16 protein-coding genes and 1 tRNA gene are annotated in these 15,044 nt (G+C 62.6%); 8 read left to right on the forward strand and 9 right to left on the reverse strand.

The window, feature by feature from the left end; all coding sequences use genetic code 11:
• The first annotated feature begins 305 nt into the window (after positions 1–305).
• Positions 306–1,130 carry a glutamine amidotransferase gene (locus LVY71_RS01090; protein WP_235097372.1) on the forward strand — a complete coding sequence of 275 codons (825 nt, stop codon included), beginning with the start codon at positions 306–308 and terminating at the stop codon, positions 1,128–1,130.
• 95 nt (positions 1,131–1,225) lie between these two features.
• On the opposite strand, the gene LVY71_RS01095 is transcribed toward LVY71_RS01090, so the two are convergent.
• Positions 1,226–2,446 (reverse strand): bifunctional alpha/beta hydrolase/OsmC family protein, encoded by a 1,221-nt coding sequence (locus LVY71_RS01095; protein WP_235097373.1) that lies wholly within the window; start codon positions 2,444–2,446, stop codon positions 1,226–1,228.
• A gap of 197 nt (positions 2,447–2,643) precedes the next feature.
• Here LVY71_RS01095 and LVY71_RS01100 point away from each other — a divergent pair, with 197 nt between their 5' ends.
• Entirely contained in the window at positions 2,644–3,003 is a 360-nt protein-coding gene (locus LVY71_RS01100) for a nuclear transport factor 2 family protein (RefSeq protein WP_235097374.1), read from the forward strand.
• 70 nt (positions 3,004–3,073) lie between these two features.
• On the opposite strand, the gene LVY71_RS01105 is transcribed toward LVY71_RS01100, so the two are convergent.
• Positions 3,074–3,149 (reverse strand) — tRNA-Ala (locus LVY71_RS01105).
• 273 nt (positions 3,150–3,422) lie between these two features.
• On the opposite strand from LVY71_RS01105, the gene LVY71_RS01110 reads away from it, so the two are divergent.
• Genes LVY71_RS01110 through folD form a run of 3 tightly spaced genes read left to right on the forward strand, consistent with a single transcriptional unit; the run spans position 3,423 to position 4,956 of the window.
• Positions 3,423–3,713, forward strand: a complete 291-nt coding sequence (locus tag LVY71_RS01110; RefSeq protein WP_235097375.1) for a YggT family protein — start codon at positions 3,423–3,425, stop codon at positions 3,711–3,713.
• A 21-nt stretch (positions 3,714–3,734) separates the two neighbouring features.
• Positions 3,735–4,058: a DUF167 domain-containing protein gene (locus LVY71_RS01115; RefSeq protein WP_235097376.1), complete on the forward strand. Its 324-nt coding sequence runs from the start codon at positions 3,735–3,737 to the stop codon at positions 4,056–4,058.
• A 13-nt stretch (positions 4,059–4,071) separates the two neighbouring features.
• Complete coding sequence (gene folD, locus LVY71_RS01120; RefSeq protein WP_235097377.1) at positions 4,072–4,956, forward strand: bifunctional methylenetetrahydrofolate dehydrogenase/methenyltetrahydrofolate cyclohydrolase FolD; 885 nt, start codon at positions 4,072–4,074, stop codon at positions 4,954–4,956.
• A gap of 83 nt (positions 4,957–5,039) precedes the next feature.
• Here the strand turns inward: folD and LVY71_RS01125 are convergent, their stop codons facing one another.
• The 3 genes from LVY71_RS01125 to LVY71_RS01135 form a co-directional block, all read right to left on the reverse strand.
• Positions 5,040–6,521 (reverse strand): M20 family peptidase, encoded by a 1,482-nt coding sequence (locus LVY71_RS01125; RefSeq protein WP_235097378.1) that lies wholly within the window; start codon positions 6,519–6,521, stop codon positions 5,040–5,042.
• Between the two features lie 34 nt (positions 6,522–6,555).
• Positions 6,556–7,086, reverse strand: coding sequence for an inorganic diphosphatase (gene ppa, locus LVY71_RS01130; protein WP_235097379.1), 531 nt, complete (start codon positions 7,084–7,086; stop codon positions 6,556–6,558).
• A 298-nt stretch (positions 7,087–7,384) separates the two neighbouring features.
• Positions 7,385–7,894: a GNAT family N-acetyltransferase gene (locus LVY71_RS01135; protein ID WP_235097380.1), complete on the reverse strand. Its 510-nt coding sequence runs from the start codon at positions 7,892–7,894 to the stop codon at positions 7,385–7,387.
• Positions 7,895–8,069: 175 nt separating this feature from the next.
• Between LVY71_RS01135 and LVY71_RS01140 the strand changes: the two genes are divergently transcribed.
• On the forward strand, positions 8,070–8,990 hold the full coding sequence (locus LVY71_RS01140; protein ID WP_235097381.1) for an alpha/beta hydrolase family protein: 921 nt from the start codon (positions 8,070–8,072) through the stop codon (positions 8,988–8,990).
• Between the two features lie 143 nt (positions 8,991–9,133).
• On the opposite strand, the gene LVY71_RS01145 is transcribed toward LVY71_RS01140, so the two are convergent.
• Together LVY71_RS01145 and LVY71_RS01150 are read right to left on the reverse strand one after the other, a co-directional pair.
• Positions 9,134–10,393, reverse strand: coding sequence for a flavin monoamine oxidase family protein (locus tag LVY71_RS01145; RefSeq protein WP_235097382.1), 1,260 nt, complete (start codon positions 10,391–10,393; stop codon positions 9,134–9,136).
• Between the two features lie 55 nt (positions 10,394–10,448).
• Complete coding sequence (locus LVY71_RS01150) at positions 10,449–10,853, reverse strand: MarR family winged helix-turn-helix transcriptional regulator (RefSeq protein WP_235097383.1); 405 nt, start codon at positions 10,851–10,853, stop codon at positions 10,449–10,451.
• A 265-nt stretch (positions 10,854–11,118) separates the two neighbouring features.
• Between LVY71_RS01150 and LVY71_RS01155 the strand changes: the two genes are divergently transcribed.
• Entirely contained in the window at positions 11,119–11,556 is a 438-nt protein-coding gene (locus tag LVY71_RS01155) for a hypothetical protein (protein WP_235097384.1), read from the forward strand.
• A gap of 129 nt (positions 11,557–11,685) precedes the next feature.
• Here the strand turns inward: LVY71_RS01155 and typA are convergent, their stop codons facing one another.
• Together typA and LVY71_RS01165 are read right to left on the reverse strand one after the other, a co-directional pair.
• Entirely contained in the window at positions 11,686–13,509 is a 1,824-nt protein-coding gene (gene typA, locus LVY71_RS01160; protein WP_235097386.1) for a translational GTPase TypA, read from the reverse strand.
• A 196-nt stretch (positions 13,510–13,705) separates the two neighbouring features.
• Positions 13,706–14,461: a Crp/Fnr family transcriptional regulator gene (locus LVY71_RS01165; RefSeq protein ID WP_235097387.1), complete on the reverse strand. Its 756-nt coding sequence runs from the start codon at positions 14,459–14,461 to the stop codon at positions 13,706–13,708.
• 175 nt (positions 14,462–14,636) lie between these two features.
• On the opposite strand from LVY71_RS01165, the gene LVY71_RS01170 reads away from it, so the two are divergent.
• The gene (locus tag LVY71_RS01170) at positions 14,637–15,041 is read left to right on the forward strand and encodes a response regulator (RefSeq protein ID WP_235097388.1); all 405 of its coding nucleotides are present in this window, start codon (positions 14,637–14,639) and stop codon (positions 15,039–15,041) included.
• The last annotated feature ends 3 nt before the right edge of the window (positions 15,042–15,044 follow it).

Here is a 15,044-nt window from a genome sequence, read left to right on the forward strand (position 1 = left end):
GGTGCGAGCCGTCACCGTAGCCAAGTTTATGCAGGCTACGCCTGCTAGGGCGGCGAGATTCGAAGGATGGCGCTCCCGCCGTCGCCCTTCGAGGCCTATAGCCGTTCGAAGAACGGCGTTCTTTCGAACGCCTATTGCTTCGCTACGGCACCTCAGGGTGACGGCGTCCATAACCCCAGCCACCTCCCGGCGCAGATCACATCCGCGAAATTCCGGCTCGACGGCGCTTCGGCAACACAATATTTTCAATTTCGGCGCTCAATGGAGACGCTTGTCCTCTGCCGGGGATTAAAGAAGACAGTTCTATGCTGCGGCCTGATGGCGATCTACCGACTGATTTTGGCCTGACGAACTTTGGCCCGACCACCTGCGGCCGGTTCACGGCTCTCCCGGTGCTCATCATCCTGCATGGGCCGATGTCCACCCCGGGACGGGTCGGCAACGCGCTGCGCGCCATGGGCCATCCCCTCGACATCCGCCGCCCGGTGTTCGGCGATCCGCTGCCCGACACACTCGCGAATCATGCCGGCGCGATCATGTTCGGCGGACCGATGAGCGCCAACGACACCGAAGATTTCATTCTGCGCGAGATCGACTGGCTGAAGGTACCGCTGAAGGAAAAGCGGCCCTATCTCGGCATCTGCCTCGGCGCGCAGATGCTTGCGAAACATCTTGGCGCCACGGTCGCGCCGCATCCGGAAGGCCGCGCCGAGATCGGCTATTATCCAATCCGCCCGACCGAGGCCGGACGCAGCATCTGTTCGCGCTGGCCCGATCATGTCTATCACTGGCACCGCGAGGGTTTCGATCTTCCGGCCGGCACCGAACTGCTGGCGGAAGGCGACGATTTTCCCGTGCAGGCGTTCCGCACCGGGCGCTGCTTCGGCATCCAGTTTCATCCCGATGTGACCCATGCGATGATGCATCGCTGGACCACGCGCGGGCATGAGCGCATGTCGCTTCCCGGCGCACGCGACCGCGCCGAGCATTTCGCCGGACGCATGGTCCACGATCATTCAGAACGCGCGTGGCTGTCGGCGTTTCTCGATGGCTGGCTGCACCGGCCGCCGCGCCTGCAGACGCCGGCAAATGAAGTGGGCGGATTGATCGCGTCGCTCGCGGCGGAGTAAACTTCTTCGCCATTGCGACGAAGCAAGCCAGCCCTTCGCTTTGTACCGAATAGAATGGATTGCTTCGCTTCACTCGCAATGACCAGGGAACGGCTCTACTCCGCAGCCTTCGTCACGATCTTGATTTCCGAGGTCAGCGTGCGGTGGACCGGGCACTTGTCCGCGATCTCCATCAACCTCTTGCGTTGTTCGGCGTCGAGATTGCCTTCCATGGTGATGACGCGGTCGATCTTGCTGATCATGCCTTCCTTGGTTTCGCACTCTTCGCAATCCTTGGCGTAGATGCGGCCGTGCTTCAGCGTCACCGTGACACGATCGAGCGGGATCGTTTTGCGGTCGGCGTAGAGCCGCATGGTCATGGATGTGCAGGCGCCGAGGCCCGCAAGCAGGAAATCATAGGGGCCGGGGCCGGTATCGTGGCCACCCGCCGAGACAGGCTCGTCGGCGATAATGCGGTGCTTGCCGACCGAGATCATCTGCTGCAGGTGACTGACGCGGGTTTCCTGCACCACAACACCATCGGGCATTTCCGGTATGTTTTCTGCTTCGGCGGGCGCCGCATCGAGATAGCGCATGGCCCATGCCGAGATCATGTCCGCGACATAGACCGCATCCTTCTTCTGCGACAGCAGGTGATCGGCGCCGGTGAGCGAAATAAAACTCTTGGGATGCTTGGCTGCGACGAACAGGTGCGTTGCGTTGTTGATGCCGACCGTGTTGTCCGTGGGCGAATGGAAGATCAGCAGCGGCTTGTGAAGTTGACTGACGGTCTCCGTCAGTCTGTGCTCGGCGATGTCGTCGAGAAATTCGCGCCTGATCCGGAATGGCCGGCCGGCCAATGAGACCTCGAGTTCGCCTTTTTCGCGGATTTCGGGAATCTGATCCTTGAACCAGTGCGTGACATGCGAGGGGTCTGAGGGCGCGGCGACGGTGGCGACGCATTTCGCTTCAGGAATCATCGAGGTCGCCGCCAGAATGGCCGCGCCGCCGAGGCTATGCCCGATCAGGATCGAGGGTGCGCGCCGGGTTTTGCGCAGATGATCCGCGGCCAGCACGAGATCGCCGATGTTCGAGGAAAATGTCGTGTTGGCGAATTCGCCTTCGCTGGCGCCGATGCCGGTGAAATCGAACCGGAGAGTGGCGATGCCGCGCTTCGCCAGGCCCTCCGCGATCCGCTTGGCGGCCAGCACATTCTGTCCGCAGGTGAAGCAATGCGCGAACAGGGCGTAGGCAATCGGGGTGCCCTCGGGCAGATCAAGCGAGGCGGCCAGCAATTGTCCGTCCGAGCCTGGAAACTGGAATTTTTCGGTCTGCATGGTCGGCCCCATTGCGTGATCGCGTCATGTAAGGTTGACGCGCATCCTAGCGCAGGAAAAGGGTCTTTGGGGACTGTTGGTGCTCCCTTGGCGGCCCGAGATCGGCCCGTAACGGCACATTTCTGGAAACAATTCAGCTTCGAGAAAATTGTCGAAGTTCGTCAGGGTGATTCATGAAGGAAAATAGAGGAGGCTCCATGTCAGAGAAACATAAGGCGATCTTGATGAAGGGCAACGCGGAGATCGCTGCAGGTAACCATGAAGGGTTTCTGAAGTTCTGCGCCGACGATACGCTATGGACTTTTGTTGGCGACAAGACGCTTCAGGGGAAAGAAGCCGTCCGCCAGTGGATGAAAACAAGCTACACCGAGCCGCCCAGGGTTTCAGTCGACAACCTGATTGCAGAAGGCGACTTTCTGACCGCCATCGGCGAGGTGATCACAAAGGGCGAAGACGGGAACGAGGCTCGCAGCGCTTATTGCGACGTTTGGCGCTTTCGCGAGGACAAGCTCGTTGAGTTAAAAGCCTTTGTCATCGAGATTAAAAACCAGCGCTAAAACCCGCAATGCGATCCTGCCGGCGGCAATCCCCTGGCTGGACTGCGCTGAAGCTGGACCGCTGAAGTGTTGGTGGAGCCAGGCGGGATCGAACCGCCGACCTCGTCATTGCGAACGACGCGCTCTCCCAGCTGAGCTATGGCCCCTTGATCGGCCGGGCCGGTGACGGCAGCGGCGGACAAGAGCGGCCATTTACAATCCCGATCATGGCCAAGTCAAGAACGCCTAAATCAATGTTTCGAAGGGTATTCCGCAGAGGCGGGCACCGGTTCTGCGGCCGGAATTCGTGCCGAACATTCAGACCGGGGCAGTCCCGGCCCGGCCAGAACCGGGCGCTTTTAAGACCTGAAACCTCCCTTGTTTGCAGCGCCGCGAACCGGTATTGAGGCGGAAGTCCCCGGAAGCGAGCCAGCAACGCCATGCGCGCCATTCTCGACATCATCAACGTCATCCTGGATTTGTATGTCTGGCTGCTGATCGCGTCGGCGATCCTGTCCTGGCTGATCGCCTTCAACGTCGTGAACACCCGCAACCAGTTCGTCGCGGCGGTTGCCGAGTTCCTTTACAAGATCACCGAGCCGGTGCTGCGGCCGATCCGGAATATCATGCCGAATTTCGGCGGCCTCGATATTTCCCCGATCATCGTCATCCTGATCATCATGTTCATCCAGCGCGTGATTGCGTATTACATCTATCCGAACGTGATCTGATCCATCGGGTCTGCTTTTGCCGTGACTGTTCCGTGGCGCTTCTCGGCTCAGGGCATCGCCATTGCATTGCGCGTCACGCCGCGCGGCGGGGCGGACGCCATCGACGGCATTGAAACGCTGACCGATGGCCGCAGCGTCGTGAAGGTCCGGGTCCGCGCCATTGCCGATGGCGGCGCCGCCAACCGCGCGGTGACCGAACTGCTTGCCAAGGCGCTGCGCGTGCCGAAAAGCCATGTGCGGGTCTTGTCCGGCACGACTTCGCGCCACAAGCAGGTGGCGGTGGATGGCGATCCGAAACAACTGGGTGAGGCCATGAGCGCTCTCACCGCCGCCAAAGGGGCCTGACGAAAGAAATTTGATGCCGGCAAAAATCATCGATGGAAAAATCATCGCCGCCGATCTGCGCGCGCGGGTTGCGGGCGAGGTGGCGAGGGTGAGCCGTGATCACGGCCTCGTGCCGGGCCTGGCTGTGGTGCTGGTCGGCAACGATCCTGCCTCCGAAGTCTACGTCCGCAACAAGGCCAAACAGACCGAAGCTGCGGGTATGGCGTCGTTCGAGCACAAGCTCGCTGCGGACACGCCGCAAAAGGATTTGCTGACGCTGATCGCGAAGCTCAACGCCGATACAAACGTGCACGGCATTCTGGTGCAGTTGCCGCTGCCGACGGGGCTCGACACCCAGACCGTCATCAACGCCATCGATCCGGCGAAGGATGTCGACGGCCTGCATCCGATCAACGCCGGGCGGCTTGCCACCGGCCTGCCGGCACTGACGCCGTGCACGCCGCTCGGCTGCATTATTCTCGCGAAAACCGTTCACGACTCTCTGGAAGGTATGAATGCGGTGATCGTTGGCCGCTCCAATCTGGTGGGCCGCCCGCTGGTGCAACTGCTGCTCAATGAAAACGCTACGGTCACCATCGCGCATTCGCGCACCCGCGATCTCGCCGATATCTGCAAGCGCGCCGATCTGCTGCTCGCGGCGGTCGGCAAGCCCGAGATGATCAAGGCGTCGTGGATCAAGCCGGGCGCGACGGTGATCGATGTCGGCATCAACCGGATTCCCGGTGCGGATGGCAAGAACAAGCTGGTCGGCGATGTGGCCTATCAGGAAGCGTTGGAGGTCGCTGGCGCGATCACCCCGGTGCCCGGCGGCGTCGGGCAGATGACGGTGGCGTGCCTCTTGGTCAATACGCTGCGCGCGGCTTGCGCACTCAAGGGGATCGCGGCGCCGGGAGTGTAGCGCGTCGTCCTCCTTCGAAGCTCGCCGAAGACGGCTCGCACCTCAGGAAGACGTTGTTTGCTTTGCCGGGATGACGACAGAATTTACTGCGCCGTATTCTGCACCAGCCGCCGGTAGAAGCGGATCATGTCCGCATAATTCTCCACGCTGAGCCGCTCGTTGGTGCCGTGAAAGCGCGCCAGATCCTCGGTGGCCGCGCGCACCGGCGAAAAGCGGAAGATATTGTCGGTCACGTCGAGATAGTTTCGCGAGTCCGTCGCCGCGACCATCAGACCGGGCACCACAAGCACATCGGGAAAGATTTCGCGGATGGTGCGCGCCACAGTCTGATAGGCGGGGCCGGCGCTGGATGTCACCGGCGGCGGATTGGTGTTGCCGGGACGCGGCGTCACCTTGACGCCGTCGTCCGCGACGACGGATTTGACCCGTGCGATCACGGTGTCTTCGGTCTCGCCCGGCAGCAGGCGGAAATTCACCGTTGCTTCCGCACGGCCGGGCAGCACGTTTTCCTTGTTGCCGGCGTTGAAGATCGTGGGCGCGGTGGTGGTGCGGATCGTCGCCGCTGTTTGCGGCGACCTTTCCAGTTGCATCCGCACCAGCGGTTCGAGCAACCACAGGTTGGACAGTGCGAGCCGGTTGGTGAATTTCATTTCCGGCGCGGTGGCTTCCAGCGTATCGCGCATCACGCCGCTGACCGATGCAGGAAACGGCTTGCTTTCCAGCCGTGCCAGCGCCGCGCTCAACTGGCCGATGGCGGTGGCGCGCGGCGGCAGCGAGGAATGGCCCGGCGTCGCCCGCGTGGCGAGATCGAGCGTGACGTAACCCTTCTCGGCGATGCCGATCAGCGCGACCGGCTTGTCGACGCCTTTGAGAATGCCTTCGGTAATCAGCAGGCCCTCGTCAAACACGAAGTCGAGGCGCACCCCGCGCGCTTGCATCAGCTTTGAGATCGCGGTCGCGCCGCGTTTGCCGGAGACTTCCTCGTCGTGACCGACGGCGAGATAGATCGTCCGCTTCGGGCGAAAATTCTCCTTCGCCAACTGCTCGGCGGCTTCGAGCATGGCGAACAGGTTGCCCTTGTCGTCCCACGAGCCGCGGCCCCAGATAAAGCCGTCTTTTACAATACCCGCGAACGGCGGCACCTGCCAGTCGCCCTCGGTGCCCGGCGCAATCGGCACCACGTCCTGATGCGCGAGCAGCGCGATCGGCGCGGCCTTCGGGTCAGTGCCTTCCCAGGTGTAGAGCAGGCTGTAGTTGGCGACGATTTCTCGCTTTGCCGCGGCATGAAACGCCGGGAAGCTCGCGGCGATGTGGTCATGCAGCGCGCGGAAGGTGTCCGCGCCCTGATCGGCGTCGGTGGCGCTGGCGATGGTCTGGAATTGCACAGCCTTGCCGAGCCGCTCCGCCGCGGCCTGTACGTCAACGGGCGCGCGTGCGACCGGTATGGCTGCGATCTGCTGCGACGGCTTGCGCCATGCATTCGCGACCATCACGGCGGCGAGCACAACGGCGGCGGTAATCAGGACGAGGGCGACGCTGCGGATGATCCTGATCAGGCGGCGCATCGATCGATCTCCCACCGCGCCCGGCCGCGCCGCGTTACTTCTTCTTCGCGCGCTCGATGCCTTCGAGAATCAGCTTGCGGGCATCGTCGGCATTGCCCCAGCGCAGCACCTTGACCCATTTGTTGGGCTCGAGATCCTTGTAGTGTTCGAAGAAGTGCTGGATCTGCTGCAAGGTGATTTCGGGCAGGTCGCTGTAGTTCTGCACCTTGTCGTAGCGCTGCGTCAGTTTCGATGTCGGCACCGCGATGATCTTTTCATCGCCGCCGGCCTCGTCCTCCATGAACAGCACGCCGACCGGGCGCACCGCGATCACTGCGCCGGGCACGATGGCGCGGGTGTTGGCGACCAGCACGTCGCATGGATCGCCGTCGTCCGACAACGTGTGCGGAATGAAGCCGTAGTTCCCCGGATAGCGCATCGCGGTGTAGAGAAAGCGGTCGACCACCAGCGTGCCGGCTTCCTTGTCCATCTCGTACTTGATCGGTTCGCCGCCAACCGGCACTTCAATGATGACGTTCACCTCAAGGGGTGGATTTTTTCCGATCGAGATCGCGTCGATGCGCATGACAGGCCTTGTGTGGGTTGGGCGAATGCGCGGACTGGTGTCCCGTATCCGACGTTCGCTTCAATCCGCCGCGCCTTCCGAGCGAACGTCGGATACGAACGGATACCAGCAAACAATAACTTCAGTGATCCTTTGATTCTGGCATTCGTAAATGTACCTGCAACGAAGGTCAGAACCGGATCACTGGTTAGCGAATCGGGACGAGCGCCGAAAGCCGAAAAAACGGTCTAAAAGTATCAGGCCGGACGTCTCGAACGGATTTGCCGGGTTCAGCCTTGAATATAGGACCATTTCGGCCTTAGGCCGTCCAGGCGAAGGCCACCTTGTCGAGCGACTTGCCGCCGAATCGCTCCGAGGAGCGCGCGACCATGCGGCCACCGAGGTTGCGGTAGAACTCGACTGCCGGCTCGTTGTCCGACAGCGCCCAGATCACCATGCTTTTCAGCCCGCTCTGGATCAGGTCGCGCTTGGCGGCCGAAAACAAACGGCGGCCGAAGCCGAGGCCCTGGAATTCCGGACGCAGGTAGAGCTCATAGATCTCGCCTTCGAAATGCAGGCTGCGGGCGCGGTTGCGGCCGTAATTGGCATAGCCCGCGACCCTGTCGCCGAACGACAACACGCTGACGCGGCTGCCCTTTCGGATCGCTGAGTCCCACCACTGCGGGCCTCGGCGATTGATCAGTTTCTCGAGTTCGGCGCCGGGAATAATGCCCTGATAGGCAGAGCGCCACGCTTCATCATGCGTCGAAGCGACAGCTGACGCATCAGAGGCCTTGGCTGGCCGGACTTCGATAAGGGTTGTGCTCATGGTGCAATCAAAGCAAGACAGCGCGCCGCCTTCAAGGTCCATCGTTAATTATCGGTTAATATGTGGGCTTTTTGCATCAGGTGAAAGGGCCGTTGTTCCGAAAGAGGACAGGCAAGCCGCCAAACCGCTTGGCTTGGCCGACCGGCGCGGGCAATGATCCCGCCAGATGAACGGAATGGATTCGATCAGGGCTGCGGCCATACTTCTTGCGGTTGGACTTTGGTCGGCTGTACCCGCGTGGGGCGAAACCCGGCTGGGTGCGCAGGGCGCTGAAGGAACGCCGAACCGGCGACAGGACTGGCTGGTGCCGACCCAGGACCAGATCACACCTTCGCGAGCGGTTCTGTTCCGGCCGCCGGGTAGGGGGCCGTTCCGGCTGGCCGTCATCGCGCACGCCTCGACCCAGAACCGGCTCGCGCGGGCGCAGATGCCGCAGCCGGAGTATTCGGCGCTCGCGGCGGCTTTGGTGGCACGCGGCTTTGCAGTGCTGGTTCCGCAGCGGCTCGGCCACGGCAAGACCGGCGGGCCTTATCTCGAAGACCAGGAAGGCTGCGACAACGCCGAATACGCGATGTCAGCGCACACCACTGCCGAGGCGATCACCACGGCACTGACCTTCATGCGCGCGCAGGCCTTCGTGCGGAAGGATGCGGCGGTGCTGGCCGGACATTCGGCGGGCGGCTGGGGCGCGCTGTCGCTGGCCGATCACAGTCCGAAGGAGATTTCATCCATCATCGTGTTCGCGCCGGGACGCGGCGGCCGCGCCAATGATCGCGCGGGCAACATCTGCGCGCCGGACAAACTCGTTGCTGCCGCCGCCGAGTTCGGCGATGGCGCGAAAATTCCGGTGACATGGCTGGTAGCGGAGAACGATTCGTATTTCCCGCCGGAATTCTCGAAAAAAATGGCCGACGCCTTTACCGAGGCCGGCGACGGCAAGGTCGATTTCCGCATGATTCCCGCGTTTGGCAATGAGGGGCACTGGGTGGCGGAAGCGGGGGAACAGCCGCTGTTCGATTCGATCATCGCGAATGCTGCGGGACTGAATGTTCAGGCGCCGGCGGTGCAGGGTGTCGCGGTTAAGGGCAAGAAGTAACTGGATTGCTTCGTCGCAAGCGCTCCTCGCAATGACGAAGCATTACCGGCTGTCAATTCTGCTCACCTCTCCCGTGGGGAAAGGGAGCCCATCTCGTCTCAGGTGGCATCGAAGCAAACGGTTCAATTCTGGTGAATCAGATTCTAGGCGTGTGATTGCGTAATAGGCTCGCCGCCGCCCATCGCTTCCCTCGCCGCCCGCACGCCGCTTTCCTGTGCGCCGTGGGCCGTCGTGAAGAAATCCGGCGACGTGGCTTCGCCCGCGAAAAACAAACGTCCGTCGATCGGCGCGGCCAGCGCCGCGCGTTTGTCGGCATGGCCTGGCAGCGCGTGGGAATAGGAGCCGCGCGCAAATGGATCGCGCGACCAGTGCGATTCGCCGAGCGGTGTCAGCTTGCTGCGATAGTTTGAGCCGAGCAGGCCGACGATTTCGTCGATGGCCGCCGCCGCCATTGCGCCGCCGCCCGCGTCTTCCAGCTCGCGCGCATAGCGGCCGCCGAAAAAGCCTTCGATGCAATTCCGGCCGAACGGGCGCAGATGATAGGTGCCCATGGCCGTGCGCATCGCCGGCGCGCGCAGGTTGCCGTCCTTCGGCAGATCGTTGTCGCCGTCGAGCGCCAGCATCACCTTGTCGTCGGCGCCGAGCGGCAGCATCGCCGCGGCATGCACCTTGTCCGGCAGGGCGGGATGAAAGCGGATTGCTTCCGCGGCCATCAGGTCGGTCGGGACGCAGACGATCACCTTGCCCGCGGTCAGCGTGCCGCGCGAGGTTTCGATTTTGATACGCGCGCCGGAATGATCGATGAGCGTGACGTTGCAATTCAGGGCGACGTTGCACCGCGCGCCGTAGGCGGCGATCAATGCGCCATAGCCGCGCGGCACGCGCCAGTTGATTTCGGTGTCTTCGTATTCCTCGAAATCCTTCACCGAGACTTGATCGAGCTCGCAGCCGTTGATGTAGGTCGAGACGGCGTCGATCATCGGATTCCAGCGGTTGCCGGGTTCGAGATAGTCGGCGGCGGCGCTGTCCTGCGCGGCTTGCGAAGCGGCATGGGTGCGCATGAAGAACGCATCGAGCGCGGCAAAGAAATCGTCGCGCTCTGCCTGCGGAAACACGTCCTTGTAGCTGCGTTGCCGCCATGGCGGCAGCGACCGGTCGATCTCGAAGCCGAGGCCTTCCGCGATGGCAACGAACGGATTCCTGTCGGCGGAATGCAGCCAGCCGCAGCCGAGATCGAACGGAATGCCTGCGCTTGTCATGATGGTGTGAGCCCGTCCGCCGATGCGGTCGCGCGCTTCCAGCACGAGGGACGAGAGGCCCGAGCGTTCGAGCGTGTGCGCGGCGGCGAGGCCGGCGGCGCCGGCGCCGATGATGGCCACATCGATGTCGGAGGGGAGGGTCATGAGCGGAGGCAACAATTGCTTTTCGGAAACGGCGTGTCTTGGGACATTGCTCAATTCAACCTTTGGCGGTTTCGCGCATGACATCGGACCAAGCGGCGAACGCGCGCGCGCCGCCACGCTCGAACGCGCGGGCCATCACGCGGCGCTCGTGCTCCGAAGCCTGATGCTCCACCTTCCGTCCGGCCGCGGTGAGGCGCAGCACTTTGAAGCGATGAAGAGTCGGATGCGCCGTCGCGGTGGCATAGCCTTTCTCGATCAGCAGCGTCATGGGCCGGTGCAGCGCTTGCTTCGAGATGTCGAGGATCGCGAGCAGGTCGGAGACCGTCAGATCGTTGCCGCGCGCGATCGAATACAGGATGCGGTGATGGACCCGCGTCAGGCCCACGGTGGCCAGATAGCGGTCCGCCTCGCGCGTCATCCCGCGCCAGCCGAAATACATCAGCTCCAGCGCCTCATCCATGGGATGGAGTTTTTTCAGGTCAACTATATTGACGTGTGAATTGGAAGGCTTCATGGTGGCGACAGTCCCGCGGGAGGCTGGTCATAACCGAGTTGGGAGAGATATCCCGTCTCGGCAGCAGGATAACTTGTTTTGAAGACTTCGCCCAATCGTGGATTGCAGCGGACGGCGCGATGGGTTTGCGGGTCGGACTGCGTGATCGCGGGAATATTAGGGTTGCTGCGGCGACAGCCGCGGCAGCGAACTATCAAAGGGAGAGAGCCGCATGCGCTTTGATATCGTCATTCTCGCCGCCAACATGCTGTGGTTCTGCGCGGCCTTCGTACAGTTCAGCTTGATGCAGGCCAACACCGTGAAAATTCTGGTGCCCCGCGAGGAGCGAAGCAATCCGATCGCGCCCACGCTGGGCGCCAGCGTTGCGTTTCTCGGCGGCATGAATCTGCCGATCGGATTGCTGAACGCCTATCTCCTGACCCGGCCGGAGTGGTTCGCATCGCCCGGCGCGGCGGCGGTGATGTTCCTGTTTTTCGGCTGCTGTCATCTCAGCCAGACCGCCTTCAACATTCCCGTGCTGCTGCGCGGCGGCCGTGTCGGGGCGGCCTACTGGCCGGTGCTGACCGGGCCGATGCTGCGCATTTTCGTGATCGACACGGTTTTGAGCGTGGCGAATTTCGGCTATGCGGCGTCGATTGCCGCCCGATAGGGTGGCCCCGTGATACAAAATGCCCGGCACGGGAGCCGGGCATCCACGTCTTCATTTTTATAGTCCCAAAACGTGGATGGCCGGGACGAGCCCGGCCATGACGCAGTCTCAAAGATGATCGCCGGGGCCTCAGCCGACCAGCGCGACCTTGCTCTTCTCGGCGCGCTTGCGCTCGTTCGGATCGAGGTGGCGCTTGCGCAGGCGGATCGACTTCGGCGTGATCTCCACCAGCTCGTCGTCCTCGATATAGGCTAGCGCCTTTTCCAGCGTCATGCGGATCGGCGGCGTCAGGCGCACCGCTTCGTCCTTCGAGGTGGTGCGGATGTTGGTGAGCTGCTTGCCCTTGAGAACGTTGATCTCGAGATCGTTCTCGCGGGTGTGCTCGCCAACGATCATGCCCTTGTAGACCTTCCAGCCCGGCTCGATCATCATCGGGCCGCGGTCTTCCAGCTTGAACATCGCATAGGCCACCGCCTCGCCCTGTTCGTTGGAAATCAGCACGCCGTTGCGGCGGCCCTGGATCTCGCCCTTGTAAGGGAGATAATCGTGGAACAGGCGGTTCATGATCGCGGTGCCGCGGGTGTCGGTCATCAGTTCGCCCTGATAGCCGATCAGGCCGCGGGTCGGCGCGTAGAACACCAGACGCAGGCGGTTGCCGCCGGAGGGGCGCATCTCGATCATCTCGGCCTTGCGCTCGCTCATTTTCTGAACGACCACGCCGGAGAATTCCTCGTCGACGTCGATCACGACTTCCTCGACCGGCTCCAGAATCTTGCCGTCGTCATCCTTGGTCAGAACCACACGCGGACGCGACACGGAAAGCTCAAAGCCTTCGCGGCGCATGTTTTCGATCAGGATCGCGAGCTGCAATTCGCCGCGGCCGGAGACCTCCATCGAATCCTTGTCGGCGGCCTCCACCACGCGCAGCGCGACGTTGCCTTCGGCCTCGCGCAGCAAACGGTCGCGGATCAGGCGGCTGGTGACCTTGTCGCCTTCGGTGCCGGCGAGCGGCGAGTTGTTGACGATGAACGACATCGACACGGTCGGCGGATCGATCGGCTGCGCCTGGATCGGTGTTTCCACCGACGGATCGCAGAACGTATCGGCGACGGTGCCCTTGGTGAGGCCCGCGATGGCGACGATGTCGCCGGCCTCCGCGAGATCGACCGGCTGGCGCTCGAGACCGCGGAACGCGAGGATCTTGGTGATACGTCCGGTTTCAACCACCTTGCCGTCGCGCGACAGCACCTTCACGGCCTGGTTCGGTTTCACCGAACCGGATGCGATGCGGCCGGTGATGATGCGGCCGAGATAGGGGTTGGCTTCGAGGATGGTGCCGAGCAGGCGGAACGGGCCTTCTTCCACCACCGGCGGCGCGACATGCTTGATGACGAGGTCGAACAGCGGCTTCATGCCGTTGCCGTTGTCGTCAGGCGCGGTGCCCATCCAGCCGTTCTTGCCGGAACCGTAGAGAATCGGGAAGTCGAGCTGTTCGTCGGTGGCGTCGAGGGCTGCGAACAGATCGAACACCTCGTTGACCACTTCGGTGACGCGCGCGTCGGGGCGGTCCACCTTGTTGATGGCGACGATCGGCTTGAGGCCGAGCTTGAGCGCCTTGCCGACCACGAACTTGGTCTGCGGCATCGGACCTTCGGCGGCATCGACCAGCACGATCACGCCATCGACCATCGACAGGATGCGCTCGACCTCGCCGCCGAAATCGGCGTGGCCCGGCGTGTCGACGATGTTGATGCGGGTGTCTTCCCACTCGACCGAGGTGCACTTGGCCAGAATGGTGATGCCGCGCTCGCGCTCGATATCGTTGGAGTCCATCGCGCGCTCGACCTGGCGCTGGTTCTCGCGGTAGGTGCCCGACTGCTGGAGCAGTTTGTCGACGAGAGTGGTCTTGCCATGGTCGACGTGCGCGATGATGGCGATATTTCGCAGATTCATGTTCGTTTCGTTCTGGCCGCCTTGAGCGCGGTCCGTAAAATGGGGGTCACCAAAAGACCCGCCCAAAAAGAGGTTGCCCGGTCCATGATGAACCGGGCAACTCGAATACCGTTGCGGCGCAATATAGTCAGGATTTCGCGAAAAACAATGCATTTCCGGGGGTCCGGAGCGGCAATTTCAGGCGGCAAAAGTGCCCTCAGGCCCCGTTTTCGACGGTCGGATAGACCCCGCGCAGCACTTCCTCGAAATGATATTTGACAGCTTCGTTACAGAGGCATGACCGAATCGCCAGCGCATCCGAATTGCGGATCAGGATCGCCCCCCGGCGGGTCTCCAGGATGCCCTCGGCCTTCAGGGTCTGGATCACGCGGCTGGTGTAGCTGCGGCCGACGCCCAGCATGGTGGAGAGCTGCTCGTGGGTCAGCGGAACGAGATCGCTGTCGATCCGCTCCCGCGCCGACATGATCCATTTCGCGGTTCGCTGCTCGATGGAATGGATCGCATTGCAGGCGGTGGACTGGAATATCTGCGCCAGCATGCAGTCGGCATAGCGCGCGAACAGATGGCGCATCGTCGGCGATTTCTCCTTTGCCGCGTCAAGTTTCGAGACACGCAGGCGTGCGCATGGGCCGCCGACCTTGACGACGATGCGCGTGTAGGCGGGCAGGTAGCCCTGACTGACGATGCCGCCCACCGCGCCTTCGCGGCCGACCAGAATGGTCTCGACATCGCGGCCGTCCTCGTTCGGCACGACGAAGGACACGAGGCTGGGACCACAGGGAAAATGCACGGTCTCGACGTCGTCGCCGGGGTTGTAGAGCAAGTCGTCCGCCTGCGCCTCGGCCATCTCAAGGAACGGCTCGATCAGGGCGAAGTCCGCGGCGTTCAGATGGCGCAGCAGATTGTTGAACGGACGGTCTCCGCTTTTGGTCGCAACCGGTGATCTTGCCATGGTCTCCCCTTGCCGCGCGCACCTTAGCGTGGCGCGTCGCGGGCTTGTGTTCAGAACTGCACAGACTACGCCCGGAATATGTGGTCGGTTCCGCGTGGGAACCGGCCTCGCGGCTATTTCAGCGCGAGGCCCGGGGTTCCAGCGGGCTTCTTCGCCATTCACCGGGACATGACCCATGACATCCATCGACCCCGAGGGGCCGACGGCCGCGAGCCCTGCCGATCTGCCGGATGATGTGCTGGTGGTGGAGGACGATCCGCTGATCGCCCTCGATGTCAGCGAGACGATCGTCGATTTCGGCGTGGCAACGGTGCGAACGGCACGTACCGTCGCGGCGGCGCTGCAACTGATTGCCGAGCGCGCACCGAAATTTGTGCTGCTGGATGTCGGGCTTGTCCGGGAAAAGAGTTTTGCCGTCGCCGAACAACTCGCAATCCGGAAAATTCCGTTCGTGTTCGTCACCGGATACTCCGGCGACGGAAAAATCCCGGCGGCGTTTGCGCGCATTCCGGTGCTGACCAAACCCTATATGCGCGATGCATTGCGGAATGCACTGCGCGCCTGGCGCGCGCAGACGTAAGCG

Origin of the sequence: Bradyrhizobium sp. G127 (genome assembly GCF_021502575.1) — a bacterium.
In the GTDB taxonomy this organism is placed as follows: Bacteria; Pseudomonadota; Alphaproteobacteria; order Rhizobiales; family Xanthobacteraceae; genus Afipia.

Coding starts and splice junctions, on each gene's coding strand:
- ppa (WP_235097379.1), bottom strand. CDS start 7,086: ATGCGCATCGACGCGATCTCGATCGGAAAAAATCCACCCCTTGAGGTG.
- LVY71_RS01125 (WP_235097378.1), bottom strand. CDS start 6,521: ATGCGCCGCCTGATCAGGATCATCCGCAGCGTCGCCCTCGTCCTGATT.
- LVY71_RS01095 (WP_235097373.1), bottom strand. CDS start 2,446: ATGCAGACCGAAAAATTCCAGTTTCCAGGCTCGGACGGACAATTGCTG.
- LVY71_RS01155 (WP_235097384.1), top strand. CDS start 11,119: ATGCGCTTTGATATCGTCATTCTCGCCGCCAACATGCTGTGGTTCTGC.
- LVY71_RS01165 (WP_235097387.1), bottom strand. CDS start 14,461: ATGGCAAGATCACCGGTTGCGACCAAAAGCGGAGACCGTCCGTTCAAC.
- LVY71_RS01170 (WP_235097388.1), top strand. CDS start 14,637: ATGACATCCATCGACCCCGAGGGGCCGACGGCCGCGAGCCCTGCCGAT.
- LVY71_RS01150 (WP_235097383.1), bottom strand. CDS start 10,853: ATGGATGAGGCGCTGGAGCTGATGTATTTCGGCTGGCGCGGGATGACG.
- typA (WP_235097386.1), bottom strand. CDS start 13,509: ATGAATCTGCGAAATATCGCCATCATCGCGCACGTCGACCATGGCAAG.
- folD (WP_235097377.1), top strand. CDS start 4,072: ATGCCGGCAAAAATCATCGATGGAAAAATCATCGCCGCCGATCTGCGC.
- LVY71_RS01145 (WP_235097382.1), bottom strand. CDS start 10,393: ATGACCCTCCCCTCCGACATCGATGTGGCCATCATCGGCGCCGGCGCC.
- LVY71_RS01135 (WP_235097380.1), bottom strand. CDS start 7,894: ATGAGCACAACCCTTATCGAAGTCCGGCCAGCCAAGGCCTCTGATGCG.
- LVY71_RS01100 (WP_235097374.1), top strand. CDS start 2,644: ATGTCAGAGAAACATAAGGCGATCTTGATGAAGGGCAACGCGGAGATC.
- LVY71_RS01140 (WP_235097381.1), top strand. CDS start 8,070: ATGGATTCGATCAGGGCTGCGGCCATACTTCTTGCGGTTGGACTTTGG.
- LVY71_RS01110 (WP_235097375.1), top strand. CDS start 3,423: ATGCGCGCCATTCTCGACATCATCAACGTCATCCTGGATTTGTATGTC.
- LVY71_RS01090 (WP_235097372.1), top strand. CDS start 306: ATGCTGCGGCCTGATGGCGATCTACCGACTGATTTTGGCCTGACGAAC.